Here is a 26,167-nt window from a genome sequence, read left to right on the forward strand (position 1 = left end):
GAGCATCTGTGAAGACTCTGCTGATAGCGGTCGCTGTCCTCGTCGTCGTTGCCATCCTCGCTGGCGGCTATTTTGGCTTCGTCCCCGGCGTCTCCTCCATCTTCGGCTCCGACCGTCCACGCGACCTCGGTGTTCGCTACACCCAGGCTGATTTGCAGAGCCTCCGCGGCAAGACCGGTATGCGGTACGGAAGTCTTCCGGCGGACGCGCCTCCGGAGGCGAGCCGGACTTATTCGGGCCAGAGGGCCGTCACCGCGTCGTTCACCGACAGGGAGCTGACGGCGGAGCTCAACAGCGTGCCCTGGAAATACGACCCGCTTGCGGACGCCCAGGTAAGATTCAATGCGGACGGGACAGTGGAGTTCTCGGGCCTCTTGCTGAAGGACAGGGTGCCAGATTATGTGCGGGCAATGGGCCTGACGCCTGCGGAGATTCAACTCATGTCAGACCAACTGAATAGCGTCCCCGGCGACCCGTCGTTCTACGCGAAGGGTAGGTTTGAGATAACAGGCAACCGGGTCACGCTCCTTGATGTACAGACCCTGGAAGTGGGCCGTATAGCGGTGCCGGAGAGCGTGAGACGGGAGGGCAGGAGCACTCTTATTGCTCTGGTGGAGCGCCGGATGCGGACAATCCCGGGCTTCAGCGCGAAGTCTGTGACTGTCGAGAACGGAATGCTGAATTTTGACGGCACACTGCCGGCGGTGATGGCGGTCGCGCCGTAGTGATATCATTGAGGGTAGGGGAGCGCCGCGGATTTATGTCCTGCGGCCAAACGAGGAGGGAGCCATGACCACAAGCACGAAAGCCGAAGCGCTGCGTGAGCGGATAGAGAAGGCGCTCGACAAGGTCCGGCCGTACCTGGAGCAGGACGGCGGCAATGTGGACGTGATGAACGTCTCCGACGACGGTGTCGTGGAGCTACAGCTTCAGGGCGCGTGCAGCGGGTGCCCTAGCTCCGTCATGACGCTGGCGGCGGGTATCGAGCGGGTGATTCGGGAAGAGGTGCCCGAGGTCACGGAGATTGTCACCGTCTAGCCCGGCGCACGACTGCGAACGACAAAGGCGCTCCGCACGGCGGAGCGCCTTTCTTTGTGCTCCGGTTGCCTTCAGGTAAAGCAGGCCTGTAATACCGCCTCCACCTGGGGCGTAATAACGTCCCAATCAGCGTCCTCGGTTTTTCGCACCGTGATGAATGAGCGGGTGACGAACACGCTCACGACTCCAGGCACGGCAAACAGGCTCTTCGCCAGCGGGGACGTCTCCGCGTCCCTGGACGAGTTGTATGACTGGCTGCGGCCCTCGATGAGCGGCCTGCCCAGGTCAGGAGTGAACTTGAGTGCCTGGGGATTGGGCGTTATATCAACGGATATCTGGACGGACATGGACGCTCCCCGGCCCTAAGCCACTCGCTCGAGGTGGAACGCCTGGTGGAGCGCCTGGACCGCCTCCGCTACCTGCTTCTCGCTGATGATGCAGGTGATGCGAATTTCGGAGGTGGTGATGAGCTCAATATTGATGCCCTTGTCTGATAGTGTGCGGAACATCTTGGCCGCGTAGCCGGGCGCGGTCTGCATGCCCGTCCCGACGATGCTCACCTTGCCGAGCGTGGAGTCCGCCACGCATTCCCTGGCGCCGATGGACTTGACCACCGGCTTGATCACCTCCATGGCCTTCTCCAGGTCCTTGCGGGCGACCGTGAAGGTGAGGTCGGTCAGCTTGTGCACGCCGGTGTTCTGGACGATGGTGTCCACGCTCACGCGCTTCTGGGCCAGAGGCTCGAAGATGCCCGCAGCGATGCCTGGCTTGTCCGGCACGCCGACGACGGTGATTTTGGCCACGTCGGTGTCGTGAGAGATGCCCCGGAGTTTGCTTCGCAGTTCCATAGTGACCTCGTCATGGATTAGTGTTCCCGGCGCATCGTTGAAGCTGGACGCTACGATGATGGGGATGTGGTGCAAAGCGCCCATCTCCACGGCGCGCGGGTGCATGATCTTGGCGCCCTGGACGGCCAGCTCCATCATCTCTTCAAAGCTGATGTCCTTGAGCTTGCGCGCGTCCGGGCAGATGCGCGGGTCCGCGGTATAGACGCCGTCCACGTCGGTGTACCGCTCGCAGAGGTCGGCGCAGAGGGCGGCGGCCAGAGCGACGGCCGTGGTGTCCGATCCGCCGCGGCCCAGGGTGGTGACGTCCATGCTTTCGGTCACGCCCTGGAAGCCGGCCACGACGACGATGCGTCCCTCCTGAAGCTCGCGCCAGATGCGTCCCGGGTTCATGGCGACGATGCGGGCGTCCGTGTGCGCGGCGTCGGTCTGTATGCCGGCCTGCGCGCCGGAGAGGCTGACGGCCTCGTGGCCGGCGGCCTTGAGCGCCATGGACAGCAGGGTGCAGGAGATGATTTCACCGGTGGAGAGGAGCAGGTCCATCTCACGCGGGTCCGGCCTAGGGGTTATCTGCCGGGTGAGCTGGACGAGTTCGTCGGTGGTGTCGCCCATGGCGGAGACCACAGCGACCACCTGGTTACCCTTTTCTTTCGTGCGAATGATGCGACGAGCAACGTTCTTGATCAGGTCCACGTTGGCTACCGAGGTGCCGCCGTATTTCTGAACAACCAGGCCCATAGCTACAAATCTCCCTTACGTGTCCTTGTGGGCAGCCAGGGATAGCTGTTGGGAAGCGGCGCCCCTGAGTGGACGCTGCGCCCGCGCCTGGGCTCCATGAGACGTGAGTTCGGCGACGTGGGTGCGCCCGCTCACGCCGGCCCGCTGCGCCTCCTGGGCGAGGGCCGTCGCGATGGCCTTCTCGTGGCCGTGAGCGAAGGCGAGAACGGTGGACCCGCCGCCGGAGAGAAACGCGCCCAACGCGCCCGCGTCCAGCGCCGCCGCGAACAGGCGCGGCATGGCGGGGAACATGGCCTGGCGCGCGGGTTGGTGGAGCCTGTCCTGCGTCGCTACGCGCAGGTAGCTCCAGGAGCCGGAGGCAAGCGACGCCGTCAACAGGGCGGCCCGCGAAATGTTGAAGATGGCGTCGCCCCGGCTCACCCGCGGGGACAGGATGGAGCGGGCCTCGCGCGTGGACATCGGGAAGTCGGGAATGAACAGGACGGCCTTCAGGCCGGGTTGAACGGACACGGGCGCCGCGATGTACTCGTCGCCGTCCCTGACCACGATGCGACATCCGCCGAGAAGGGCGGGCGCTACGTTGTCGGCGTGGCCCTCCGCGGCGACGGCCAGCTTCAGCAGGTCATCGTCGGACAGCGGCTTTCCCGCGAAGACGTTGGCCGCCACCAGACCGCCGACTACAGCGGCGGCGCTGCTGCCGAGGCCGCGCGCCAGCGGTATGTTGTTGGCGCAGGTCAGCCGGACAGCGGGCACGGGGCGTCCCAGGTGGTCGAAGACGGACGCGAAAGCGGCGTACAGCACGTTGTCTTTGCCGTGAGGCAGGGTATCCGCGCCCTCGCCCTCGATGGTCATGTCCGCGCGCTCGGCGGGTTCCACGGACACGGTGTTGTAGAGGCTGAGGGTGAGGCCCATGCAGTCGAACCCCGGCCCCAGGTTCGCCGAGGTGGCGGGAACGACGACGACGAAGCGATGTGTTCCTGTAGACATGGGCGATTGACCCCAGTATAACAATTGGAGATAGCCCCGTGCAAGGTGATGAGAGGCCGGAGGGCCTTTGCGGATTAGGGAATGAGCGGTATAATGCACAGCGTGGGACCGCGCAGCCAGGCGTGGGCCTGTTATTATCGGGGCGTAGCGCAGCATGGTAGCGCGCAGCGTTCGGGACGCTGAGGTCGTAGGTTCAAATCCTATCGCCCCGACCACTTGCAAAGGACAGGGCCGGAGATGATCTCTCCGGCCCTTTTCTGTCACTCCGTCGTCAGTCCACCACGCGCCGGGCGTCTCTGGCGCTCTCCCAGCTTGCAGCCCCAAGCTAAAACGCCCCGTGAGCTTCAAGGGCCGTCACTCAATTTTGCGTTTCTAGGCTCCTGTCCGGCCCTGGGCCGATGTCCACAACACGGCGGGGGAAGGCCAAACGCTCAGGCTTGTTGACAGGGGGTGCGCGCCACGGGGAGAAAATGGGGGGGCCAACACTCCGCGTCGACCGTCCGGTCCCGCGCCCGCCACAAGGCCCCGCGCGGCCCTACAAACCGTAATCCGTGAGGTCGGCGACGGCGTCATGGGCTGTCCGGTCAAGCCAATGGCACCAGACATTCAGGCCGGAAACGCTCAGCCGTCCCCGCGCCGACTGGCTGCGCCATGCGACAACCTCAACCCTCTTCGACATGCTCTTGTGTTTCGCCACGTACTCCAGCGCGGGCGCAAGGTCCGTGTCGGCGGAGGCTAGAATTCCGATCTCGTATCTGTCATCCCGCGCCATCGTCACAAAGTCAACCGCGATAAGTACGTCAATGCCCTTCTCGCGCTCTTTCTCCGCAGGCCAGGCAGCCGGGTACCGCAGAGGCCGCGTAATCACGGTTACTCCGCTCGCTTCCCACGCGGCACACTGCCGCATATGCGCTGCATAGGTCTTTGGGGACCTTGTCGGGTCCGGACGCCCACTGTAAGTCCTGACCTCCACGAGCTGACGTGCGTCCCCCGGACGCCCATGACTCGCCACTCGTTCGCCAAGGGCGCGCGGATGGAATTGACCGAGCATGTGGGCATCCGTGGGCACGAAGAACGCGCGTCTCGCCCCTCGGTACATGTTCTGCGCGTCAATGAAAACGATGGCTATGTTAGACATACACCCTTATAAAAACAAGCCCCGCCAGTTTTCCCTCCCGCAGGAGGGATAAACGGCGGGGAAGATTCACTGGCTATTATGGCTGGTTTGTTGCGTTTGTCAAGTTAACGTAACTCTCCCAGAAGGATGAACGAGGAGCTACGGCCCTGTGACGTTGCCCGTGTGGTCGGAGACTGTGAATGCGTACTCAGGACATCTGGGTTGAAAGCCACGTGATTGTGCTGGACTCGCGTTCCATTTCTCCCACTTCGCTTGGTCAAGTTTCGTGGTGGCCAGCCACACATCAAGTCCTTTGTATTCGATGTCCCAAAGGCAATCTGCAACTAGGCTCGACATAGCTCTCTGTTCCAGAGCATCAGCGATATCATCTAGGGCCTGAGCGACGTCACTTATTTGAAGCCCACGTCTTGCAGGGTGATGGTGTACGTGCCTGTGCCCTTGCCGTCTCCACTAACCATGATGCTGTATTTTCCCGCTAGTGAAAGGGGAGAACTCAGAATCACCTGGTCGCTGAGCCCGTAGACGTCTGCAATGGAGTTGCCCTTGGGGTCGAAAACCTTTACATCAATGCGGCCTGAGAGCGTCCCCCTGGTGACTCGGATGAAGGCCATACCCCCGGCCTTCCTATCGAAACTAAACATATCTATGTCTCCAGCAGGACTGACCTCGGCGACCAGGGAGTCACCGAATGCTATCGGAGTACCTGGCCCTCCAGCCACATTCCACAAAGCCAACGTGTATGTGCCTTGGCCATATCCTGAAACGACAATGGTGTGTCTCCCGGTCAGTGAAAGGGCAGGCATGAACGTCAATTGATCACTAGGCACGAAGTTGGAGCTTGCGATGGGTTTGTCGTTGGGGTCGAGGACCCTCACATCAATGCGGTCCGAGAGAGTCCCTCTTGTGACTCGGATGAAGGCCACATCTCCGGATTTCCCGGCGAAGGAGTACCCTCCACCGGAATTTCCCTGGGTCAGGTCTCCATAGGCCAGCGTGGGTACCGGTACTGCTTTGGGAGGCGGCAAAAGCGTGGGTGTAGGTGAGGGCGTTGGCGTGGCTGCCGGTGTGGGGGCTGGAGTTGAAGTCGGAGAAGGTTCGAAAGCCTGCGCGGTAGCTGGCGCGGTGAACATTAGCGCGACCTGCTGATTCCTGCCTGAACGCCACAACGACTTCTGAGGGGCTACGGAAGTGCCCAGGCGGAACTCCACAGTTCTTCCTTCCAAAGACGAGTCACCCACACCATCTACGTTATACACTGACTTCCCGTTGTACGTTTGGGTGGTGGTTTGTGCCACCTTTTGTCCGTCCATCCAGACCTCGAGCTTCGTGCCGTCCTGGACATTCCTGCCATTCAGACTCACTTCTCCATAATAGCCGGAGGGAGGTCGGGGTAGCAGTAAGGTGGGAGGGTTGGGAGCAAGGGTTGGACGGAAGGTATAGATTATGGAGCGCACCATGTTTTCATAGGTCATCCATAGTTCTGGACGCGCCCTTCCCTCTACAATGTAGGCATTCTCTCCAAACACCAGAAGCAATCGCACTCCCCTCCTTTGTGTCACGTCAGTCCTTCCGTCTTCTAGGAGCCCTCGGTATGTTACCTGATAGGTCAACTCGTAAGCTACGAGGCTTGCGACTTTTACTTCCTGCAGTGAGAGGACTTGGAAATCCATATATTTTGTTGAAGCGCTGCGGTTCTCCGCTTGTTCGGCCCATTCAGAAGTCGTGTAATCTCTTCCAAGGCCTCGGTAAAGGTAAACAGACAATTCGGCTTCTGAACTAGCCCGATCAGACGGAGGGACGATTGGGGGAGTGTAGGCCGCGTGCCATGTGTCTTTGTCTGCGCCGTGTGACCACGAAGGTGGATAGACTATGGACCATCTTCCAAAAGGATCGGCGTAGGTTGCAGTGGCAAACCAAGGAGTTGGTACGGGTGCGGGGGTTGGTGGTGGAATAGGTGTTGGACGAGCAGCAGCGAATGCGATGAGACGTTCGATAGAGTCCCTGTCCACATAGATGGCCGTCATTGAGTTACCACCCGTGCTGCCAAGTGAGAGAACTCCTATCAATTCGCCGCACCTGTTCACCATCGGCCCGCCACTCATGCCGGGCCTAGCGGAGCCAGTGGCCTGTATGATTATCCACCCCGCGTTGTCCACGGTGATGTTGCGCGCTCGACCGATTGCCGTTGAGTAGGCAGAATCGACAAAGCCGACAGCGACGAGTTCTCTGAACTCATAAGGAAAGGACCCCCGTCTAGCCATGGCGGGCACTATGGAATCAAGTCCGGTTGGGTATTGCAACTCAGGGAAAGCGGTTGGTTCCGTCTGGAGTAAGGCTATGTCTGTCGCCGAGTTCTGTGCAACCCAGCGCGCTCGCTTGGTGACGGCATTGCGAAAGGTGACAGTAAGACTATCGTCATATGTGTTTGCTACGACATGGGTTGCGGTGAGAATATAGCCCCGCTTGCTATCAACTATAAAGCCTGTACCAGTCACAATGGCGCTCGACGTCTTTCCCCTCACTTCAACCAGCGCTGGCAATATGCGCATGGTCGGGTCTTGGCCAGCGCAGGGGAGCTCCGGTGTTGGGAGTAGCGCCAGTCTAGGGGTCGGGGCTGGGGTAGGTGTGGGCACAGAGGTAGGAGTAGGCACTGGAGTTGGCGAAGGCACAGCGGTGGCGGTAAGTAGTGTCGTAGGGGTGGGCGCGGGAACGGGCAGCGATGTCAGGGGCGTCGCGACGCAGCCAAGCAACGCAATCGCCACAGCCACCACGCCCAAGCCTACCATCAGTCGTTTTCGCACGTCCGCACCTCGCTCTCCAACGCCTAACTTGTAGTCTGTTTAGGCCGACTTGTCAAGGAGACCGTGTCCGTGTCGGGCAGCGTGCGTTTTGCGACATCGGCGAGCGAGCCGCCGTCTCTTGAGTGTAGGGCCAGGGCCGCCCCCGTGCGCTTACGCGCCCAGGGCCAGATAGCCGGAGAGCGTCCCCAGGAGGCCCGTGAAGAGCGCGATGCCGAGGAGGACAAGCAGCACGCCGGAGACTTTTGTAGCCGTGCCCAGCCATCGTCCGTGCTTGCGCAGCAGCCAGCTTGTCCAGCCGTTGGCCAGGCCCGCCGCCAGGAAAGGCAGCATCAGGCCGGCGGAGTAGGCGGCCAACAGGAGCGCGCCCTGGGTGATGGAGCCGCTGGCGCCGGCCAGCACGAAGATGCCGGCCAGCACGGGGCCGACGCATGGCGTCCAGCCGACCGCGAACGCCGCTAATGACTACGTCGCGCTCCACTCCTTGGTTTCAGGCTTCCGTATCGTCTTGTGAAACGGCCCCTGGGACTGATGCGCAGTGTGGCGCACGGAAAAACGCCCGAGACGCGGGCTATTCCTGAGGCGCGGCGTGTGTCGAACAGGGCGATGAGCTATGCTCGGAAATGTTGTGGAAAAGTTCACAAAGTGCGTAGATATTGACATTGTTCGTATAATATTGTAAAAATATGGCGTGAGTATGCGGCGGAGGAGCATAGCAATGATAAGGACAAACTCGGGGTCGCGGATAGGATACGTGTCCTTATGGCTTGGTCTGGGCTTGCTGGCTGTGGTAGTCACCACAGCCGAGTCCGAGGCGTATTTGGTGGTGCTGCTCGTGCTCGCCGTGGGCGCGGGAGGTCTGCTCGCAATGGGAGCCCTGTCGGTGCTGGCGCGCCGGTACTCCCGGACACAGGTCGCTGGAGTCTTGGCCGGGCTGGTCGGAGAGCCGATCAGGTCGAGTGGTAAGCGAGAGGAGGCACAGATGGAACAGAAATCGGCGCAATCCAGGCTCATTCCGTTCCTGCGGGAGGTGGATGTCTTTCAGAGCCTTACCGACCACGAGTTGGGGATGATCGCGAGTGTATGTGCGCCCAAGACCTTCAGCGCTGGAGACTTTCTCGCTCGCGAAGGCACGCGCGGCGACTATCTGTTCATCATCATGAAAGGGCAAGTGCGCGTGAGCTCCAAGAGCGAGGGGGACCAGTTGACAGTCCGCATTGTGCGGGGGAAGGAAAGCGTGCCCCTGGCCAGCATTCTGGAGCCGCCTCTGCTGATAACCACCGCCGAAGCGATGGAGACCGTGGAGACGCTGGCCATCCCGCGGGCGATGCTGCTCAGGATATGTGAGTTGCAGCCCATGCTCGGCGCGCAGGTCTACAGGGCGACGGCGGGCGTGCTTGCCCGGCGGTACCGCGCGATGCTTCAGCAAGTCACGGGCCAACTGGAGGCGACGCTGGAGTACATGGGGCACACGCGCACCTAGCGGTGCGTGGGTACGGCGGAGCCTGGTTCCCACCCGGCGCTGGCTGTCCGCGGGAGCCGTGCAAGCGGCTCACGGCCGGATACGCGCGGCGCGCCGAAGCGCTCGGTGCACGGCGGCGCAAGGCTCCCTGGGGGGACGCTGACTCCACGAGGCGGCGTCCCCTTCGCGTTGTCACGGGCGTATAATGGCAAGATAGCAGCGCGGACTTTGTATGATTGCTCCTGTGCATGCACCGTCAACCGTCACCCCGCTCGTGCGCGCGCTGGGCAGAATCCCGCACCCCGCGCAACTGGCCTCTGCCTTCGCGGACGCGCCGTACATGCTGCTGCTGGACAGCGCTGGCGCCTACCCTGAGGTCGGACGCTACTCCTACCTCGCGGCGGACCCATTCCTCGTGCTGCGGAGCAAAGGCCGACAGGTTGAGTTGCTGACCGGCGAGGCTGTCGAGCGCCTTCAGGACAATCCCTTCGATGTGCTGCGCCGCCTCCTGCGCTCCTTTTCCGTCGTCAAACAGGCCGGCGTGCCCCCTTTCCAGGGCGGCGCCGCGGGGTATCTGGCATACGACCTGGGGCGACTCATCGAACGCATCCCGACGCGTGCGCGCGACGATCTGGCGCACCCTGACCTGTGCCTGGGCTTCTACGACTGGGTGCTTGCCCACGACGCGCTCACCGACGAGTCCTTCCTTGTGTCCACCGGCTGGCCGGAAGGCTCCGTGCGTAAGGCGCACGAGCGCGCGGACTGGGCGTGTCGCCGCATTGCGCGCGCTCCGGACTGTGGGGCGCCCGCGCGCTTCGAGGTGAGCGGCCTGCGCTCCAACTTCACCCGCGACGCCTACCATGCGGCGGTGCGTCGCGTGAAGGCGTACCTGGAGGCCGGCGACGTGTACCAGGTGAACATCTCGCAGCGCTTCCAGGGCAGGTTCGCCGGCCAACCGTGGGAGCTGTATCAGTCGCTCCGGGAGGCGAACCCCGCCCCGTTCGCGGCTTATATGCAGTCTCCCGACCTCACGGTGCTAAGCGCGTCGCCGGAGCAGTTCTTGCGCGTGGACGGACGCCGTGTGGAAACGCGGCCCATTAAGGGGACCCGCCCTCGCGGAAGCACACCCGCGGCGGACGCGGCCCTGGCGCGGGAGCTGCTGGCGAGCGAGAAGGACAGGGCCGAAAACGTCATGATTGTTGACCTCCTGCGCAACGACCTGGGCCGGGTGTGCAGGGTCGGCTCCGTCCAGGTGTCATCCCTCTTCGCACTGGAGGCGCACCCGACGGTGTTCCACCTCGTCTCCACGATCACCGGCGAGATGTCCGACGACAGGGACGCGGTGGACCTCCTCCGGGCGGCGTTCCCCGGAGGCTCCGTGACCGGAGCGCCGAAGATTCGCGCTATGGAGATAATCGAAGAGCTGGAGCCGACTCGCCGGGGCGTCTATTGCGGCTCGATGGGATTCATCTCGTTCACCGGCGACATGAACACGAGCATCGCCATACGCACTATCACGCTGCGGGGAGACACCTTGCACTTCCAGGTCGGGGGAGGCATCGTGGCCGACTCTGATCCCGAGGCGGAGTACCTTGAGACGTTGGACAAGGCGGAGGGCCTGCTGAAGGCGATGCGCACTCATGTCTAGCGGCCCGTTCATGTACGTGAACGGCGGGCTGGTGGCGGCGGACGAGGCGAGGATCAGCCCCCTGGACCGGGGTTTCACCCTGGCCGACGGCGTCTTTGAGACGATGGTGGCGGTGGGCGCACGTGTCTTCCGTCTGGCCGACCACATGGAGCGGTTACGCCAGGGCGCGGCGCTCCTGCTGATTCCGTTGCCCTCGGAGGCGCGCCTGGCCGCTGGGATTGAGGAGACGCTGCGGGCGAACGGCCTTCCGCGCTCCATTGCGCGGCTGACGGTGACGCGAGGAACTGACACGGGCCGCGGTCTCGCCGTCGCCGGGGACGGCAGTCCCACCCTGGTCATTCGCGTGACGCCCCGCGCCGCCCTTGCGGCGTCACCCCCCGCTGGCCTGCGCGTCGTGCTGGCGGCGGCCCGAAGGAACGACACATCTCCCCTGTCGCGCGTCAAGTCGTTGGCCTACACCGACGGCGTTCTGGCGCGCCTGGAGGCCCGACGCGCGGGCGCGGACGATGCCCTGTTCCTCAACACGGCGGAGCGGCTGGCCTGCGGCACGTCCAGCAACCTGTTCGTCGTGCGGGACGGCACTCTCCTGACCCCGCCCGTGAGCGAGGGTGTCCTCCCCGGCGTTGCGCGTCGCACCGTGCTGGAGGCCGCCGCAGCGCTGGGCATTCCGTCCGTGGAGCGTCTGTTGCCTCTCGCCGACCTTGAGGCGGCCTCTGAGGTCTTCCTGACCAACGTCGTGACGGGTCCCGCGCCAGTGGTCGTCGTGGCGGGCATGCCCGTAGGGCAGGGGAGCGTCGGGCCAGTGACGGAGCGCCTGTGGCATGCCTACCGGGGTCTGTGCGAGGGCGCCGGAGGCTGACCGACATCCCGCCGGCCCGCGGTCTAGCGCAGGCGGGGAATGACCCGGGCGCCCACGGTGTTCAGGAAACCCAGCTTGTCGGGCAGGGGCATGGTGAACCAGAGCTGCCGGGCCCCCCAGGAGGCAAGCTCCTGGACACGGTCCGCGAACTCCTCCGGCGTGCCCGCGACCGAAAAGCGGTCGGCAAGGTAGTCCGTCAGTCCCAACTCCTCCACCAGGCGCACGTTCTTCCGCTCTTTCCCCGGCTTGACGTGCTCGCTGAACTCATACTCGGCGATGAGCCTCTGGAGCTTGGGGAGCAGATCGGCGGGGATACCCTTGTTCTGAATGCCGAGGCGGAATGCCTGATTGGGCTGTGCGGCCAGGTGCGTCTTGATAGCGTCCACCGCCTCCCGCTTGTTGCCCGCGATGCTCGCGCCTATCAGCCACCACACGTCAATGTCCTCGACCTTGCGGCCGGCGGCTTCCGCCCCCTCTCGCAGGTGGCGCATCGCCAGGGGAATCAGCTCGCGGCCCAGGCCCCAGCCGATAACGACGCCATCGCATATCTCGCCCGCCAGGCGCAGCGTGCGCGGGCCTGAGGCGGCCAGGTAAATGGGGATTTGGCGCTTCGCGTACGAGAACAGGATGCTCCGGCCCTGGTATTCGGCACGGCCATGGGCGAACATGGCTTTGAGCGCCAGGATGTACTCGCGCATCTGGGCGACCGTTGCGGGGGCCAGGCCAATGTTGAAAACGGCGCTGTCCCCCGTCCCCATGCCCAGGAAGCAGCGTCCGCCCGAAAGCTCGTCTATAGCGGTGATGGCGGACGCCGTCACGGACGGGTGCCGGTTGACGGGGTTGGTCACCCGCGGGCCGAACTTAAGACGTGTGGAGTTCAGGGCGGCGATGGTCCCCGTGACGTACGTCTCAGGGTACAGGGAGGGTGAATCGCTCAGGCCCACTCTGTCGAAACCCGCGTCTTCCGCGGTCCTGACCCACGCTCCGAACTCCCGGACTCGGTCACACACCAGACTCACGCCAAGCTTTATCGCCACGGTTATCTCCTCGCACGCAGACTGTTTGACGCCTGGAGCCGTTACTACTATAATGCTCCGCACTAACGGCGTCGAGAACCCGCGAGACGCGTTTTTCCGAGCGTTCCTGTCTTTCCAGTCGGGTTCTCCGGCGTCTCCGTGGCGCCATTCCAGTGTGCAAGTCTGCGGCCTGTCGAGATAACCGGCACGCAATCCAGTACTGTAGGAGGGGGACGGCAATGAAAAACTGGAGCCGCATCGTTGGTCTTGTCGGTCTGCTAAGTCTTATCGCTGCGGGCTGCGCGCCTGTGGCCCAGCCAGCCTCGGCTCCTGCTCCGGCAGCCGCGCCGCAAGCGGCCCCGACAGTCGTGGCGCCTGCTGCGCCCGCCGCTCCCGCGGCCCCGGTGCCCGCTCGCGCTACGCCCACGCCTGTCCCTGCGGCTCCGGCTGCGCCGGCGGCCTCGGCGGCGGGCACGCCGAGGACTGGCGGGCGGCTGAACATGACCCTCTCGTCCGATCCCCAGACTCTGGACGTGAATACGGACGTGGGGATGGACCTGTATGACCTCTCGCGTGCTCCCTATGACTCGCTCATCATCGTGGACCAGAGGGGCGGGACCATGAAGCTCAGCCCCCGTCTGGCCAGGAGCTGGGAGGTATCGCCTGACGGGAAGACCTACACGTTCAAGCTGCGTGATGACGTGGTCTTCCAGAACGGCTCCAAATTCACGTCCGCGGATGTGAAGTTCACTTTGGACCGCTACCGGAATCCGCCCAAAGATGTGCGCAGCGCCCACGTCGCCAGCCTTCAGCCCGTGGAGTCCGTGGAGGCGCCCGACGCGACGACAGTGGTGATGCGCCTCAAGGCTCCATCCGGTCCGCTCATGGGCCGTCTGTCCAACCTCAATAGCCTGGTCATGCTCTCCAAGGCATGGGTAGAGGGCGGCGCCAACTCGCTCACGGACATGATGGGGACTGGGGCGTTCACGCTCACCAAGGCGACGCGAGGAACGAGCTACACCTTCGACAAGAATCCGAAGTTCTGGCAGCCGGGGAGGCCCTACCTGGACGGGGTGACTTATTTTGTCGTCAAGGACGTGGAGACGCGGTTCGCCGCGCTGCGGACGGGTCGCGTGCACACGCTGCAGAACTACTTCGTGCAGCTAAGCCCGGCGCAGTACCGGGACATGCAGAAGATTCGGCCTGATTTGCAGATGTTCCCAGACGCCATCCGCAAGGCGCCGTGGGTGTGGTTCAACCTGCGCAAGGCCCCCTGGACAGACGTGCGGGTCAGGCAGGCTATCAACCTGGCGCTGGACCGCCGGGAGGCCGTGCGCTCCCTCTTTGATGGGGCCGGAGAGCTGGGAGACATGTACACCTTTCGCCAGCCGCCGGGAATCTCTCAGGCCGATTTGCTCAAGATGCCGGGCTGGGCGGAGAACAAGAAGGCCGAGCGGGACCAGGCGAAGAAGCTGCTGGCCGACGCGGGTTTCCCCAACGGCATGCAGGCCACTGTTCTGACACGCGACATAACGGACTTCAAGGACGCATCGGTCTTCTTTGTTGACCAGCTCTCGACAATTGGCATCAAGGCGACGGTGGAGATTCAGGATACGGGCGTGGTGTTCGCACGCGGGCGCAGCGGCGACTACGACCTGATGGTTCTCCAGAGCACCGACCTGCGCCCCGACGCCAGCGATGACACGCAGTTGTGGCATCTGAAGGGTGGCGCGGTGAACTTTGGCATCCTGGACGACCCGAAGCTGGTGGCGTTGTACCTGGAGCAAGAAGTTATCTCGGACTACGCCGCGCGCCAGAAGGTCGTGGAGAAGATGGACCGCTATATTCAGGACACGCTGCCCTCCCTCCGCATGGGGTGGAGCTTCGGCTATGATGCGATCGCGCCGGAGGTCATGAACTGGCCCAGGAAGGCGGACGGGCGCGGGCAAGACATTCTTGAACAGGTGTGGCTGTCCAAATAGCGCCTGATTGCTGATGGGGGGCCGCTTGGGACGGAAGAGCCGCGAGCGGCGCCGCCTCGCATCGGTGAACGTTTCCCGCAGGTGAGGCTCAGTGGCGCAGTACATCATCCGACGCCTCCTTGTCGCCGTCCCCGTCCTCATCGGCGTGTCGCTGGTCATCTTCGGCATCATGCGCGTTCTGCCGGGCGACATCGCGGAGATCACCATGACCGGCGGGGCCGCCTCCGCCACGACCTCTGACATCGAGCACTTCCGCAAGGCTTTGGGGCTGGACCGTCCCCTCCACGAGCAGTACCTGGAGTGGGTGCGCGGCGTGGTGACGCTGGACTTCGGCAAGTCCCTCAAGTCGGGGGCGCCCATCATCCAGGACATTGCTCTCCGCGCGCCGCTGACGCTGGAGATAGCCGTTCTGACGATGCTCGTCGCTGTCATCCTGGGGCTTCCGACAGGGGTTATCTCCGCCGTGCGTCAGGACACATGGATTGACAACGTGACGCGCGTTGCCTCCATCAGCGGCGTGGCGCTGCCCGTACTGTGGACGGGGACTATCGTTGTGCTGGTGCTGTCCACCTGGTTCAACTGGATACCGCCGCTCGGCTACGAGTCCTTCTGGGATGCGCCGTGGACGAACCTCCAGCAGATATTCTGGCCGTCGCTGGTGCTCGGCTACAACTTCGCGGCCATCGTCTCGCGCATGACCCGGTCGTGCATGCTGGAGGTGCTGCGCCAGGACTACATCAGGACGGCCTGGTCGAAGGGTCTTGCGGAGCGGATGGTCCTGTACCGCCACGCCCTCATCAACGCCATGCTGCCCGTCGTCACCATCATCGGGGTGCAGTTCGGCACCATCCTGGGCGGCACGCTCATCGTGGAGCAGATATTCGTGGTGCCGGGGCTGGGCAGCCAGCTCATCGAGTCGGTCCAGTTCCGCGACTACCCTATGGTCCAGACGCTTATCTTGCTGATTACCGGGGCGTTTGTCTTCGTGAACCTCCTGATAGACCTCCTCTATGCGGTCCTGGACCCGCGTATCCGGTACGAGTAACAGGGGACTGTGAGTGATGGAGCTGTCTGAAGACCTGGTCTTGCGCGGGAGACCCTCGCGGTGGGCCGCCAGGACCGCGGCCGGGGCGTGGCGATTCGCGCGGGCGAAGCCCCTGGGCGCAGTCGGCGGGGTGATAGTCCTCCTATTGACGGTGGTGGCCGTCTTTGCCCCGGTCACCGCTCCCTACGACCCCTTGGAGACCCACTATTCGCACCGGGTCGAAGCGCCCGGCGGCGCGTTCCCGCTGGGGACAGACCACTTTGGACGTGACGTGCTCAGCCGCGTTATCTACGGCGCGCGCACGTCCCTGTTGGTCTCGGTGGTGTCGGTTGCGCTGGGGGCCAGCCTGGGCGGACTCGTGGGGCTGTACAGCGGCTTCAGAGGCGGCCGCATGGACTTTGTCATCCAGCGGCTGGTGGACGTGGTCGTGGCGTTCCCGCTCCTCGTGCTGGCGCTGGCGGTGATGGCCGGCCTAGGGACATCGCTGCGGAACGTCATCATCGCGATGGCTATCGTTCTCGCGCCAAGAGCGGCGCGGGTGCTGCGGTCGAGCGCGCTGGCTTTGCGAGAGGCGGAGTACGTGAGGGCGGCGCGGGCCGTGGGCTGCTCCGGGGCGCGTCAGCTCTTCGTCCACGTCCTGCCCAACTGCCTGGCGCCCTACATCGTCTTCTCCACCATCTCCGTGGGCGTCGTGATCATCTCCGAGGCGTCGCTGTCGTTCCTGGGGCTGGGCGTGCCGCCGCCCGACCCGTCCTGGGGGAGCATGCTGGCGCAGGAGGGCTACAAGCTTATGCGCTCCGCGCCGTGGGTGAGCCTGGGGCCGGGCGTCGCCCTGAGTCTTGCGGTGTTCGGCATCAACCTGCTGGGCGACGCCGTGCGCGACGTGTGGGACCCCCGGCTGCGCCAGTAAGCGCGGGGAGCGGCAGGCGGCGACCGCCAGGAAGCTGTTCCGAGAGTCGTTTGTTCACTCCGCAATGAATTGCGGGCCGCCCTGCGGCCCCGAGTTTATTCGCGATTGTGTATTTGATGCAGGTGGTAGAATAGGCGCATGCCGAAAGTTCCAGTTTGGGTTAAGCGCGTGTGGGAATGGCTTGCAACGTTGCAAGACGCGCTCGGTGTTTGGACACTTCTCGCTGGCGCATTTGCGTGGCTTGGGGGAACTGCTTTGATAAGCGCCCTAGCCATAGCCTTTGTTGAAGCCATTCGCTCTAATCTCAACTGGTTTGGACAAGCGTGCTTCGTAATAGGCGTTGCGCTCCTTTTGCTCGCACCGATTACATATCTAGCCCCTCGCTTTATCAAAGTACCAAAGCAAACGATACCAGCACTACAGAAGCCACAAACGAAAGTTTACAGTGAAGAGGAAACCACGAAATTTGTTGCTCAGATTGACGAGTATATTGACAAGTTGACTCATTCCAGAGAATCGCTATGGGTAGGCAACCATGACCCAGGACAGGAAAGCCAAAGTGTGAATCGGTATTTTGAGTGGATTCAGGAGTGGGCATGGGAGGCGATACCTGAATATGCACAAGTCTTGATTCCAGACCGTGTCAAAATGACGGAAGGTGAAATCATGATGTATGTAGGCTGGCCGAACAATACGGCAGCGCTAAGAGTTATAGTTGACCGACAGCTACTCAAATTACGACAGGTGAAGGCTCTGCTATTAGGTCACGGTACGGCAAGTTCTCGGCCATGAGCAACTTCACGAGTGTGTCTCTGAACAGGTACGGATTCTCGCGGTTGTTGAACCGCCACTCTAGCTCGTCGAGGTAGGCGTCCAGATGCTTGACCGAGACCTTGTGATACGAACCGGCAACCGACCTCTTGAAGAGGCTCCACACACATTCAACGGTATTGGTGTGCACGTCTCCGCGTACCCGTTCCTCAATGCTATGGTGGACTCTCTCGTGTCTCGTGTCTCGTGTCCTGGTCCCCGATGCCCTCATAAGCGGCGTATTCGGGGGTCGCAAGCTCATTTGGGAATAAGCTCTAGCCAGAGAGCGCCGCGGGCCTCTCTCCCACCAGCACCGACCATAGCTCCTCCGGAGTCACGTAGCCGCCCGTTTTTTCCAGCGTGTGGATGAGCCGCACGATGGCCTCGTTGAGCGGCGCGGACGTCCCCGCCGCGCGGGCGGCCTTGACCACGTCGCCGTTCAGGAAGTCCACCTCCGTGCTCTTGCCTCGCTTGCGGCTTTGCAGGGTGGAGCTCATGGGCGAGTGGCCGCCGATGAAGACACACAGTTGGGACAACTCCTTCGGGATGTCTGGCTGCTGGGTCATGGGCGGCAGCTTTTCGAGGGCCGCCACGGCCTCCAGCGGAATGCCCTCCACGGGCGCCAGCCGAACGCCTGCGGCCTCCGCGACGCGCGCCGTCTCCTGGACCAGCGCCATGCCCAGAACGACCATGTCCTTGCGTTTGCCGCACTCCTGCATGGAGAGTCCCGTCGCGGCCTGCACGGCGGCCTGGACGTTGTAGAGCAGCTTGGTCCACCGCGCGCCGACGATGTTGTCCGTCAGCTTTGTCTGAATGCCGGCGTTGAGCGTCTCCGCGACGCGCCGCGTGACCGGCCCGTTGGGCTGGAACGACTGGCCGATGAGCAGCCGGCCCGCGCTGTGCCGGACGATGACGCCGGGCTCAAGGTACACCATGCCGAAGCGCACGATGCACCCGATGATGTTCTCCCGGCCCAGGATGTCGCCAGCGATGGCGTCGCCGCTGATGCCGTTCTGCATCATCACGGCGGGCACGCCGCGCGCGTACGGCAGCGATTCCCGGCAGGCCTCGGCCACGTCCTGGGCCTTGGTGGCGACGACGAGGATGTCGGGCGTGAAGGTGAGCCGTTCCGCGGCGGGAATGCGGAGGGCCACCTTGCGCCGCGCCTCCGGGCGGACGTCGTCCATAATCAGGCCGCGCTGATTGATGGCCGCTACGTGGGCTGGTCTCCCCACCAGCGTGACGTCAAGCCCCGCCTGGTGCAGCAACGCGCCCACGCCGCTGCCAATTGCGCCCGCGCCCACGATTACGATCTTCATCAGGGCTTCTCGCGTGCCATCGGCGGCTCGCCTACGACCCCGCGGCCTTCTTGAAGTCCTCCACCGACCTGGCGTGCGTCCCGTTCTTCAGCGCGATGGGCTTGGTGACGGACTTGGTGGTGGCGAACGTGGGAATGTAGATACCTTGCGCGGGGAGCAGCCCGCCCATGCACACGATGAGGAAGTCCTCTGGCCTCTGGACGAGCGTGAGCCGGTCAACCTTCTTCGGGTCCACCTGCCGCCGCTTCGCCATGCGCTCGATGACCCACGGCGCGAGCGTGTCGTAGGTGCGCGTGGTGACATCGAACATATATTGGCGTATCTGCGGCTTGTCGAAGCCGTCGCGGTGCAATATCTGCGCCGACTCCGGTGGGAACACGAGCATCGGCTCGCCGAAGCCCATCATCCAGATGTTGGTCCCCATGCCGTACGCCGATTCTCCCATGAAGTAGAGTATCTCTTCGCCCTCCGTCACGGGGCTGCCGCCGCACTCCGGCACGGTGATGACGTTGTGCGTGCCTGACGCGCCGTCCACGGTCACCGTGCTGCTCTCTTTGGGGAAGCCGCGTTCCACGTGGAACGGCTCCCAGGGGCTTTCCAGTTCGTTCTCGGCGGAGCAGAAGTTGTACTTGCCGGGAAAGCCGTGGGTGGCCCTGTCGGTGGTGCCTGGCGCTCCGCCGCCGACGTTCAGCAGCAGCAGGCGCGCGGCGCGGCCAATGGTGGCGTTGGCCCGCCAGCCCGGTCCGAGGCAGCCGGCGCCGGCGTTCATGCCGATCTCGCGGGAGATGGGGCCGTTCACGAGCACGAACGGCGTCACCGGATTGGTCGTCCCCTGAATGCCGTGCAGGTTGAATTCCTTCTCGCCCAGCGCCTGGGTCATCGCGACGACGACGGGGAAGTACTCCGGACGGCATCCCGCCATGACGGCGTTGATGGCCACCTTCTCGACAGTCGCGTCGGCGTAGGATGTCGCCAACTCGCAGAGCACGTCGTCGGGCTTGCGGTCGGTGTATTCCAGCATCCGCGCAATGCGCTCGTCGGTGGGCGGAATGATCGGCAGGCCGTCCGTCCAGCCCTTGTCGTAGAAGGACTCAAAGGTGGCCTCGACGTTCAGCTCCTGGTCGGCGGCCTCCACGCGGTGGGTGGCGGATGTGAGGCGTGCGTTCACGGTCATCAGGGACTCCTATTTGACTGGCTTTGTTTCGATGGGGTGCTGGAGCATCTGCGCTATCCTGTCCACCGTCCGCGGCGCGTCCTTCGAGTTCAGGGGCCAGGGGACCTCGATGATGGCGAGCTTCTCGATGCCCATGGTCCTGGCCGTGGAGCGTCCGAGTGCGGAGAAAGGCGCGGAGTTGAGGCTTATCACGGCCGCGCCAGCCTTCTCAAGGGATACGCCGTCGTGGATACACCACGTGGTGCAGGAGCCTCAGACGCCCATACCGTTGATGACCAGGTCCGCCCTGGACGCCAGCTCCTTGACGAGCTCGTCCGGCGCGCCCTGGCCGGTCATGGTGCGGAACTTCTCCCGGTGGAAGACCTGAGTAACGCCATAGCGCTCCTTGAGGACGCGCTCCATCTGGTTGTAGAAGTCCTGGATGCGGACACCCAATCCGGACCCGTCGTTGTTCAGGAATGCGACCGTCTTCCCCTTCAGGTTGGTGGGCAGCGGGTTGGTCTTGCGCTGCGCCTTGTGGGTCGGGGCCGTCGGGTCGCGGAACAGGGCGAAGTGGTTGGCCATAGTGCTCCCTCCTTGGTTGAGAAAGGTCAAAGGCCCGTGCGCCATCCCTCACGGGCGGCATGGCGCGCACGTTCCGACTATACGTGTCTGCGTTCGCTTCTGTCAAGAGCCGATACGTGCGGTCGGCGGCAAGATGTATCTGATTGACCTATCGGCTACAACGCCACAGTAAGAAGAGCGCCATTACTAAACCTAAACCCCACCAAATCCAAGTGTAGTTAGCTGCGTTTTGAGCCGGACGATAGAGATTATTGTTGGCTTGCTCACCTCGCGAGGATCCGGAAGGTTGAAAACTCGGAGCAGGCGTAGGGGAAGATCGGCCAAAGAAGGCTCCGTACGGGACAGCGCGAGGGTCGAACGGCTCGGTGGTGAGTCTTACAAACTGGATATTTCGTATTAGAAAACGCCTGAAGTCCTGCCTAAGGCGACAGTATGCATAGCAATAGCGGTCATTTATGTCTATGACTTCGATCTCTCTGTGGCTAAGCTCTTCATAGCCCTTACGTCTGGACTTATACGTTATGAATAGCACCTTGTGTTCACGCTTGGCCAGCGCGACGAGTTCATGAACACTGGGGGACTCCTGTACCACGCTTCCCCTCGACGTTTCTATGTCGGGAAACTCCAAGCCCTCGTAGGGCTTTCTCTCCCGTTCTGGAGAACGGGACTGTTGGCTAACGTGGGGAGGCGGAGACGACACTGCTGTACTGCAATCATGGATTGTCTCATAGCCTTCGAATGCCACCCACTGCCCTCCCGGCATGCGCCGCAAGTTAATAAAGCGGCCACATTTTTTGCATCTACGGCGATAGCTCATTTGTTACAGCAACCCAGCTTCCGATAGGAAACGACTCGGCTGTACATTTGCCTTGCAAACGTTATTGACGTAGGAAATCACGAGATTGGACGACGCCCGTGTCATAGCCACGTAGAACAGGCGCCGCTCATCCTCAAGAGGAGCTCTCCTATGGGGAATTATGCCCTCGTTGCATGTCATTAACACAACAGTGTGCCATTGTAGTCCTTTAGCCTTGAAGTACGTAAGCAATCTCACTCCGGCATCTTCATCTCTGCCTGCACCTGATGCTCGTGCTTTGTTTAATGCACCTTCCGTAGTTTTTACAAAATCACGTATATTGCCACTGAAGTTAGCCGCAAGTTCATAGATCTCTCCTAGTGGTACTTTATCCTCTAACACATCCTCTAGGCTCCCGATCATGCCTTGAAGCCCATTAAACCGCCGAGCTAATACATCTAAAGTATCCAGCAAGGAAGAGGCCTCAAGCATCTCGGTCAAAGCGGTGCCCAAATGACTCTGTCTCGCCTTTGGCAGAATACCGTAAAAGTCTTCGGACGAGATTGCGCCTAGAAAATTGGTGCGGTTGCCAAACAGTTGCTCAAGCCTATCCGCCTCGTGTCCACCGATATAGCGGAAATAGGAGCGGACAGCCAGCAGCGAATCACGCGCACTCGCCGCTTGTCCAGCAAGAAGAGCTAATTTGACCCTAAGCACACCGAGAAGACGCTCCAACAGTTCATTAGACAAAATGTTATCCTCATCCCTCACATGATAGGGCAAATTATTCATAATGAATTCAAATTGGATAGGAAGGCTTTGGGCATTAGTACGATATAAAACAGCAAAGTCCTTATGATTGAGTACTGGATTTGCCAATTTAACTTGCTTGATAAAGGATACTATGGTCTTAGCCTCAATACCCGCAGAAAGCGTGGCAATAATTTTGATATCGGAAGGCTCCTTCCTATATGGGAGTGGTTCTTTCGCAATTCTCTGTTTATTGTTGCGTATAAGTTTATCAGCATGCGCGATAACATTTGGGGGACATCGATAATTAACTTGCAATTCGTAAGAGGCCACTGGTCGTGCCTTTAGGTGCTTGTCCAAATTGATTATGAACTCAGGAGTACATCCACGGAAACCATAGATGGCCTGGTCATCGTCGCCAAAAACCAACAGGGATGCTCTCTCGGCAAGAGCCTTGATGAATTCGAAGTCGAGACGATTAATATCCTGAAATTCATCCACAATAATTTCCGAGAATTGGCTCTGCAAGGCGCTGAGCGTCTGCGCGTCGCCCGTCAGACAGAGAAATGGCCTAAGTTTCTGGTCATCAAAATCAAGAAGTCGCTCTCTTTGCAATGTTCTCTCATACGCCATATATAACCATATAAGGGCTTGGAGTACCTTCACGACCAGACCTTTATTCATCGAGGAATTAAAAAACGGGGTTGCTTGGGGACTCTTGAGTATGAAATCAGCAAGTCGCTGCGGACCCGGACTTCTTGGATCAAACAACTCGTTCTTGAGCAGACTGAAAAACTCAATGTAGAACCGGTCCGCCACGTTTGAAGGCAGACTAGCGAACCGATCCGTGCTCTTCTCTCTTAAAGCCTCTTTTACTTCACGAAGCAATCTCCTCTGCCGGAAAGCAGGGATTACAGGCTTGAATTCTCTTGGAAAATACTTACGTAATATCCCATAGCCGAACGCGTTAAGCGTTGTTATCTTCAAGTCTTGGCGCCTAATTGCCAACTTCGTCAGTTGTTCCTCGGCTTTCTGCCTAAGAGCAATGCCGGCCGCGTTATCAAATGTTAGGATAAGGACACGTTCTGGATTAAGACCATCTCTGACACGTGATAAGACTCGATTTATTACCGTCTGGGTCTTTCCCGAACCTGCTGGTGCTACAACACGTATGGTTGTTTCACGTGCCTCGATGACGCGTTGCTGAAACTCATCTGCCTCAGGTACAAAGGGTTTAAGGGCATCCCGTGTGTCGATAGGGGTTTCTGCAAGACGCCGGCGCAGTTCCCGTTCAACATCATCTCGAACGTCAATATCAAGACTAAATGCCAAATCTGTGTAAATATGACTTACGGCCTCGCTCTTTCCTTCTTCTCCACGTTTCTGCATCACATCACCGCCTATCCGGAATGGCATGCTCCCCTGGCTTTTCTTCCACCCATACCTTCGCAGTATTATAGGCACATAAGATGGGCTTGCAAAGATGCCTTCTGATGCTGAAACGCACGCTCCGCCACGTCGCCCTAGCGCAGGCCGGCCTGCTGACATGCCGACGAAGATAGGCTATACTATCAGCTTGAATTGACATCCTTGACGCTGGTTGGAGAGCGGCATGGCGTCCTATTTGGCCAACCGGGTGCTCCTGTTCATACCGGTGCTTCTCGCGGTGTCCATCTTTGTGTTCCTGGTGCTGCGGGTTATTCCAGGAGACGTGGCTGTGCTGCGCCTTACGGGGACCTCGGGCGAGGGCGTCGTCACGCCGGAGGCGCTCGCCGAGGTGCGCCGCCAGTTGGGGACCGACCGGCCGCTAGGGGAGCAATACCTGACGTGGATGGCGAGCGTGGTCCGTCTGAACGGGGGCGCCTCCATGAGGACAGGAGAGCCCGCATTCCAGATCATCGCGCTGCGGCTTCCCGTGACGCTGGAGCTTGCGGTCATCAGCCTGCTGGTTGCCCTGCTCATCTCCCTGCCCGCGGGCATCCTGAGCGCGGTGCGCCAGAACACCTGGATGGACTACGTTGTCCGCGTGGTCAGCATCGGCGGGCTGTCCATGCCCACGTTCTGGACGGCTATTCTGCTGCTGCTGTTTTTCGTCTACGTTCTGAATTGGATGCCCCCCCTGGCCTATGTCTCCCTGGCCCAGGACCCCGGCGCGAACATGCTCCAGATGGTCTGGCCCGCGCTTATCCTGGGGTATTACATGTCGGCGGGGGTGACGCGCATGACTCGCTCCTGCATGCTGGAGGTGCTGCGCCAGGACTACGTGCGCACCGCGTGGTCCAAGGGCCTGTCGGAGCGGCTGGTGGTGCTGCGACATGTGGTGCGGAACGGGCTGCTCCCGGTCGTCACCATCGTGGGCGTCCAGTTTGGGCATCTTTTGGGCGGCGCCATCATCATGGAGACCATCTTCGCCCTTCCGGGCATGGGAGTTAACCTCATTGAGTCCATCCGCGAGCGGGACTACACGATGATCCAGTCCATCGTACTGCTCCTGTCCGTATGGTTCCTGGTCATCAACCTGCTGGTTGACGTCTTGTACGCCTGGCTCGACCCGCGCGTCCGTTACAGTTAGGAGGCGAGCGTGGAGGCGCATGAACAGGTAGCGTACCCTGACCTGCCGGCGCGGGCGCGGTCTTCCTGGCCCGCCGCCCTGTGGGCGTTCTGCCGGGCCAAGCCACTGGGCGCCGTGGGGGCGCTTCTGGTGGCCTGTGTCACGCTGGCGGCCCTCCTGTCGCCCGTGCTTGCCCCCTTTGACCCTTTTGAGTTGCACCGGCGCGCCACGTTCCTCGCGCCTGGCGGCATATACACGATGGGGACCGATAACATGGGCCGCGATGTGCTCAGTCGGGTCATCTGGGGCTCTCAGCTGTCCATCTTGGTGGGCGTTCTGTCCGTAGCCCTGGGAACGGTGGTGGGCGGGCTGCTGGGACTGGTGAGCGGCTACTTTGGCGGCGCTACGGACATGACGGTGCAGCGATGCATGGACGCCCTGCTCGCATTCCCCACGCTGGTGCTCGCGCTGATGGTCGTGGCCGTGCTCGGTCCGTCCGCGGGCAACATCATCATTGCGATTGCGATCGTTCTGCTGCCCCAGGCGGCGCGCGTCGTCCGCTCCAGCGTGCTGTCCATCAAGGCGCATGAGTACATCACCGCCGCGCGGGCCATGGGTTCCGGCAACTGGCGCATTCTGTGGCGGCACGTTCTGCCCAACTCTCTGGCCCCGTTCATCATCGTGGCGACAACCGCCCTGGGCTGGGCTGTCATCGTGGAGGCCAGCCTGAGCTTCCTGGGCCTCGGCCCTCCTCCTCCGTTCGTGTCCTGGGGCACCATGCTCGCCGAGGGTGGGCGGGAGTATCTGAACAAGGCCCCGTGGATGGCTATTTTCCCTGGTATCGCGCTGAGCGTCGCCGTGTTCGGCGTGAATCTTTTCGGCGACGCCCTCCGCGATGTGCTGGACCCGCGCCTGCGCGGCAGCTAGGGCTTCGCGGGGCCACCGTCCGCTTTGGGCGACGACGGACTTGTAGTATACTGGCCTCGAGGCGGATAAGAGGGGGGGGCGCAATCCGCCTATTCTTCCGATGAAGGCCGTGCGTTGACTGGAGACGCGGCGGCCTCCATTGCAGGGGGTTACCATGCGACTCGCCCTTCTGGCCATCCTCTCGTCTCTGCTGACTCTTGCTCTCGCCGCGTGCGGCCAGGCCGCCAGCCCCGCCGCGCAGTCAGCTCCGGGCGCTCCCACATCGCAGGCTCCTTCAGCCGCCGCGCCCACTGCGCCCTCTGCGTCGCCTGCCCCCGCTCCGGCACGTTCTGGACCGGCAGTGCTCGGCGTGCCCGCGGCGAACGATCCCTTGCCCTCCTGGCCCGTTTCCCGCCCGCCCAAGCCACCGCCGCCGCCATCGGGCACGGGCGAGCCTGTCACGGGCAAGATTTCCGTTGGTCAGACCGTCACCGTAGCCTCGACGGAGGTGCCCCCGGCCGGCGGGCAGATCGAGTACACCCGCCCCGGTGACTCCGTGAATGGTCTGAAGGTGACCGTACCGGCCAACGCATATCCAGACAAGCGCACCTTCAAGGTTTCCTACGCTCCCGTGACCGGCGCCACCTTCAAGGACTTCAAGGCCGTCTCACCGCTCATTACGGTGGACAACGGCGGCGCGTATTCCAACGAGATGATGAAGATGACCGTGCCGGTGAAGCTGGCCCCGGGCGAGTTCGCCATGGGCTTCCTCTATGACGACAAGACCGGCAAGCTGGAGGGCCTGCCGCTCCTGGCGATGAGCGCCAGTTC

General features: G+C 62.0%; 23 protein-coding genes, 1 tRNA gene and 1 pseudogene. 13 read left to right on the forward strand and 12 right to left on the reverse strand.

Annotated elements, in window-relative coordinates:
* Nucleotides 1–8: 8 nt before the first annotated feature.
* Together Q7T26_06230 and Q7T26_06235 are read left to right on the forward strand one after the other, a co-directional pair.
* The gene (locus Q7T26_06230) at nucleotides 9–725 is read left to right on the forward strand and encodes a hypothetical protein (protein MDO8531750.1); all 717 of its coding nucleotides are present in this window, start codon (nucleotides 9–11) and stop codon (nucleotides 723–725) included.
* Nucleotides 726–816: 91 nt separating this feature from the next.
* Complete coding sequence (locus Q7T26_06235; protein MDO8531751.1) at nucleotides 817–1,038, forward strand: NifU family protein; 222 nt, start codon at nucleotides 817–819, stop codon at nucleotides 1,036–1,038.
* 71 nt (nucleotides 1,039–1,109) lie between these two features.
* Here Q7T26_06235 and Q7T26_06240 read toward each other — a convergent pair whose 3' ends face one another.
* The 3 genes from Q7T26_06240 to thrB are packed head-to-tail and all read right to left on the reverse strand — an operon-like array spanning nucleotide 1,110 to nucleotide 3,608.
* Nucleotides 1,110–1,385: a NifU N-terminal domain-containing protein gene (locus Q7T26_06240; GenBank protein MDO8531752.1), complete on the reverse strand. Its 276-nt coding sequence runs from the start codon at nucleotides 1,383–1,385 to the stop codon at nucleotides 1,110–1,112.
* Between the two features lie 15 nt (nucleotides 1,386–1,400).
* Nucleotides 1,401–2,621 carry an aspartate kinase gene (locus tag Q7T26_06245; GenBank protein MDO8531753.1) on the reverse strand — a complete coding sequence of 407 codons (1,221 nt, stop codon included), beginning with the start codon at nucleotides 2,619–2,621 and terminating at the stop codon, nucleotides 1,401–1,403.
* 15 nt (nucleotides 2,622–2,636) lie between these two features.
* Nucleotides 2,637–3,608, reverse strand: coding sequence for a homoserine kinase (thrB, locus tag Q7T26_06250; protein MDO8531754.1), 972 nt, complete (start codon nucleotides 3,606–3,608; stop codon nucleotides 2,637–2,639).
* 138 nt (nucleotides 3,609–3,746) lie between these two features.
* Between thrB and Q7T26_06255 the strand changes: the two genes are divergently transcribed.
* A tRNA-Pro gene (locus Q7T26_06255) sits at nucleotides 3,747–3,823 on the forward strand.
* A gap of 320 nt (nucleotides 3,824–4,143) precedes the next feature.
* On the opposite strand, the gene Q7T26_06260 is transcribed toward Q7T26_06255, so the two are convergent.
* From Q7T26_06260 to Q7T26_06270, 3 genes and pseudogenes are all read right to left on the reverse strand, one after another.
* Nucleotides 4,144–4,746: an NYN domain-containing protein gene (locus tag Q7T26_06260; GenBank protein MDO8531755.1), complete on the reverse strand. Its 603-nt coding sequence runs from the start codon at nucleotides 4,744–4,746 to the stop codon at nucleotides 4,144–4,146.
* A 389-nt stretch (nucleotides 4,747–5,135) separates the two neighbouring features.
* A complete protein-coding gene (locus Q7T26_06265; protein ID MDO8531756.1) occupies nucleotides 5,136–7,295 on the reverse strand; it encodes a serine protease in 2,160 nt (719 codons plus the stop codon).
* A 402-nt stretch (nucleotides 7,296–7,697) separates the two neighbouring features.
* Nucleotides 7,698–7,988, reverse strand: a pseudogene (locus Q7T26_06270) (cytochrome c biogenesis protein CcdA).
* 274 nt (nucleotides 7,989–8,262) lie between these two features.
* On the opposite strand from Q7T26_06270, the gene Q7T26_06275 reads away from it, so the two are divergent.
* From Q7T26_06275 to Q7T26_06285, 3 genes are all read left to right on the forward strand, one after another.
* Entirely contained in the window at nucleotides 8,263–9,027 is a 765-nt protein-coding gene (locus tag Q7T26_06275) for a cyclic nucleotide-binding domain-containing protein (protein MDO8531757.1), read from the forward strand.
* A 211-nt stretch (nucleotides 9,028–9,238) separates the two neighbouring features.
* Nucleotides 9,239–10,654, forward strand: a complete 1,416-nt coding sequence (gene pabB / locus Q7T26_06280; protein MDO8531758.1) for an aminodeoxychorismate synthase, component I — start codon at nucleotides 9,239–9,241, stop codon at nucleotides 10,652–10,654.
* Complete coding sequence (locus Q7T26_06285) at nucleotides 10,647–11,513, forward strand: aminotransferase class IV (GenBank protein MDO8531759.1); 867 nt, start codon at nucleotides 10,647–10,649, stop codon at nucleotides 11,511–11,513. The genes pabB and Q7T26_06285 overlap by 8 nt, the downstream gene beginning before the upstream one ends.
* Nucleotides 11,514–11,536: 23 nt before the next feature.
* On the opposite strand, the gene Q7T26_06290 is transcribed toward Q7T26_06285, so the two are convergent.
* Entirely contained in the window at nucleotides 11,537–12,550 is a 1,014-nt protein-coding gene (locus Q7T26_06290) for an LLM class flavin-dependent oxidoreductase (protein MDO8531760.1), read from the reverse strand.
* A 218-nt stretch (nucleotides 12,551–12,768) separates the two neighbouring features.
* Here Q7T26_06290 and Q7T26_06295 point away from each other — a divergent pair, with 218 nt between their 5' ends.
* From Q7T26_06295 to Q7T26_06310, 4 genes are all read left to right on the forward strand, one after another.
* Entirely contained in the window at nucleotides 12,769–14,511 is a 1,743-nt protein-coding gene (locus Q7T26_06295; GenBank protein ID MDO8531761.1) for an ABC transporter substrate-binding protein, read from the forward strand.
* Nucleotides 14,512–14,602: 91 nt separating this feature from the next.
* A complete protein-coding gene (locus tag Q7T26_06300; protein ID MDO8531762.1) occupies nucleotides 14,603–15,556 on the forward strand; it encodes an ABC transporter permease in 954 nt (317 codons plus the stop codon).
* Nucleotides 15,557–15,572: 16 nt separating this feature from the next.
* Nucleotides 15,573–16,466, forward strand: a complete 894-nt coding sequence (locus Q7T26_06305; GenBank protein ID MDO8531763.1) for an ABC transporter permease — start codon at nucleotides 15,573–15,575, stop codon at nucleotides 16,464–16,466.
* Between the two features lie 138 nt (nucleotides 16,467–16,604).
* Nucleotides 16,605–17,258, forward strand: coding sequence for a hypothetical protein (locus Q7T26_06310; protein ID MDO8531764.1), 654 nt, complete (start codon nucleotides 16,605–16,607; stop codon nucleotides 17,256–17,258).
* A 293-nt stretch (nucleotides 17,259–17,551) separates the two neighbouring features.
* On the opposite strand, the gene Q7T26_06315 is transcribed toward Q7T26_06310, so the two are convergent.
* From Q7T26_06315 to Q7T26_06335, 5 genes are all read right to left on the reverse strand, one after another.
* Entirely contained in the window at nucleotides 17,552–18,595 is a 1,044-nt protein-coding gene (locus tag Q7T26_06315; protein ID MDO8531765.1) for a 2-dehydropantoate 2-reductase, read from the reverse strand.
* A gap of 31 nt (nucleotides 18,596–18,626) precedes the next feature.
* Entirely contained in the window at nucleotides 18,627–19,769 is a 1,143-nt protein-coding gene (locus Q7T26_06320) for a hypothetical protein (GenBank protein ID MDO8531766.1), read from the reverse strand.
* Nucleotides 19,770–19,778: 9 nt separating this feature from the next.
* Complete coding sequence (locus tag Q7T26_06325) at nucleotides 19,779–19,961, reverse strand: hypothetical protein (GenBank protein ID MDO8531767.1); 183 nt, start codon at nucleotides 19,959–19,961, stop codon at nucleotides 19,779–19,781.
* A 60-nt stretch (nucleotides 19,962–20,021) separates the two neighbouring features.
* Complete coding sequence (locus tag Q7T26_06330; protein ID MDO8531768.1) at nucleotides 20,022–20,333, reverse strand: hypothetical protein; 312 nt, start codon at nucleotides 20,331–20,333, stop codon at nucleotides 20,022–20,024.
* An 820-nt stretch (nucleotides 20,334–21,153) separates the two neighbouring features.
* On the reverse strand, nucleotides 21,154–23,268 hold the full coding sequence (locus Q7T26_06335; GenBank protein MDO8531769.1) for an ATP-dependent helicase: 2,115 nt from the start codon (nucleotides 23,266–23,268) through the stop codon (nucleotides 21,154–21,156).
* Between the two features lie 223 nt (nucleotides 23,269–23,491).
* On the opposite strand from Q7T26_06335, the gene Q7T26_06340 reads away from it, so the two are divergent.
* The 3 genes from Q7T26_06340 to Q7T26_06350 form a co-directional block, all read left to right on the forward strand.
* Entirely contained in the window at nucleotides 23,492–24,451 is a 960-nt protein-coding gene (locus tag Q7T26_06340; protein MDO8531770.1) for an ABC transporter permease, read from the forward strand.
* Nucleotides 24,452–24,460: 9 nt separating this feature from the next.
* Nucleotides 24,461–25,357 (forward strand): ABC transporter permease, encoded by an 897-nt coding sequence (locus Q7T26_06345; GenBank protein MDO8531771.1) that lies wholly within the window; start codon nucleotides 24,461–24,463, stop codon nucleotides 25,355–25,357.
* 154 nt (nucleotides 25,358–25,511) lie between these two features.
* Nucleotides 25,512–26,167 (forward strand): hypothetical protein (locus Q7T26_06350; protein ID MDO8531772.1); only part of this gene is annotated, 656 nt, incomplete at its 3' end.

Source organism: Dehalococcoidia bacterium (assembly GCA_030648205.1).
In the GTDB taxonomy this organism is placed as follows: Bacteria; Chloroflexota; Dehalococcoidia; order JAUSIH01; family JAUSIH01; genus JAUSIH01.

Excerpts from the sequence above, each read along its gene's own strand:
- Q7T26_06240 (MDO8531752.1), bottom strand. The coding sequence starts at position 1,385 with ATGTCCGTCCAGATATCCGTTGATATAACGCCCAATCCCCAGGCACTC.
- Q7T26_06245 (MDO8531753.1), bottom strand. The coding sequence starts at position 2,621 with ATGGGCCTGGTTGTTCAGAAATACGGCGGCACCTCGGTAGCCAACGTG.
- thrB (MDO8531754.1), bottom strand. The coding sequence starts at position 3,608 with ATGTCTACAGGAACACATCGCTTCGTCGTCGTCGTTCCCGCCACCTCG.
- Q7T26_06260 (MDO8531755.1), bottom strand. The coding sequence starts at position 4,746 with ATGTCTAACATAGCCATCGTTTTCATTGACGCGCAGAACATGTACCGA.
- Q7T26_06265 (MDO8531756.1), bottom strand. The coding sequence starts at position 7,295 with ATGCGCATATTGCCAGCGCTGGTTGAAGTGAGGGGAAAGACGTCGAGC.
- Q7T26_06275 (MDO8531757.1), top strand. The coding sequence starts at position 8,263 with ATGATAAGGACAAACTCGGGGTCGCGGATAGGATACGTGTCCTTATGG.
- pabB (MDO8531758.1), top strand. The coding sequence starts at position 9,239 with ATGATTGCTCCTGTGCATGCACCGTCAACCGTCACCCCGCTCGTGCGC.
- Q7T26_06285 (MDO8531759.1), top strand. The coding sequence starts at position 10,647 with ATGTCTAGCGGCCCGTTCATGTACGTGAACGGCGGGCTGGTGGCGGCG.
- Q7T26_06295 (MDO8531761.1), top strand. The coding sequence starts at position 12,769 with ATGAAAAACTGGAGCCGCATCGTTGGTCTTGTCGGTCTGCTAAGTCTT.
- Q7T26_06305 (MDO8531763.1), top strand. The coding sequence starts at position 15,573 with ATGGAGCTGTCTGAAGACCTGGTCTTGCGCGGGAGACCCTCGCGGTGG.
- Q7T26_06310 (MDO8531764.1), top strand. The coding sequence starts at position 16,605 with ATGCCGAAAGTTCCAGTTTGGGTTAAGCGCGTGTGGGAATGGCTTGCA.
- Q7T26_06315 (MDO8531765.1), bottom strand. The coding sequence starts at position 18,595 with ATGAAGATCGTAATCGTGGGCGCGGGCGCAATTGGCAGCGGCGTGGGC.
- Q7T26_06320 (MDO8531766.1), bottom strand. The coding sequence starts at position 19,769 with ATGACCGTGAACGCACGCCTCACATCCGCCACCCACCGCGTGGAGGCC.
- Q7T26_06330 (MDO8531768.1), bottom strand. The coding sequence starts at position 20,333 with ATGGCCAACCACTTCGCCCTGTTCCGCGACCCGACGGCCCCGACCCAC.
- Q7T26_06335 (MDO8531769.1), bottom strand. The coding sequence starts at position 23,268 with ATGCAGAAACGTGGAGAAGAAGGAAAGAGCGAGGCCGTAAGTCATATT.
- Q7T26_06340 (MDO8531770.1), top strand. The coding sequence starts at position 23,492 with ATGGCGTCCTATTTGGCCAACCGGGTGCTCCTGTTCATACCGGTGCTT.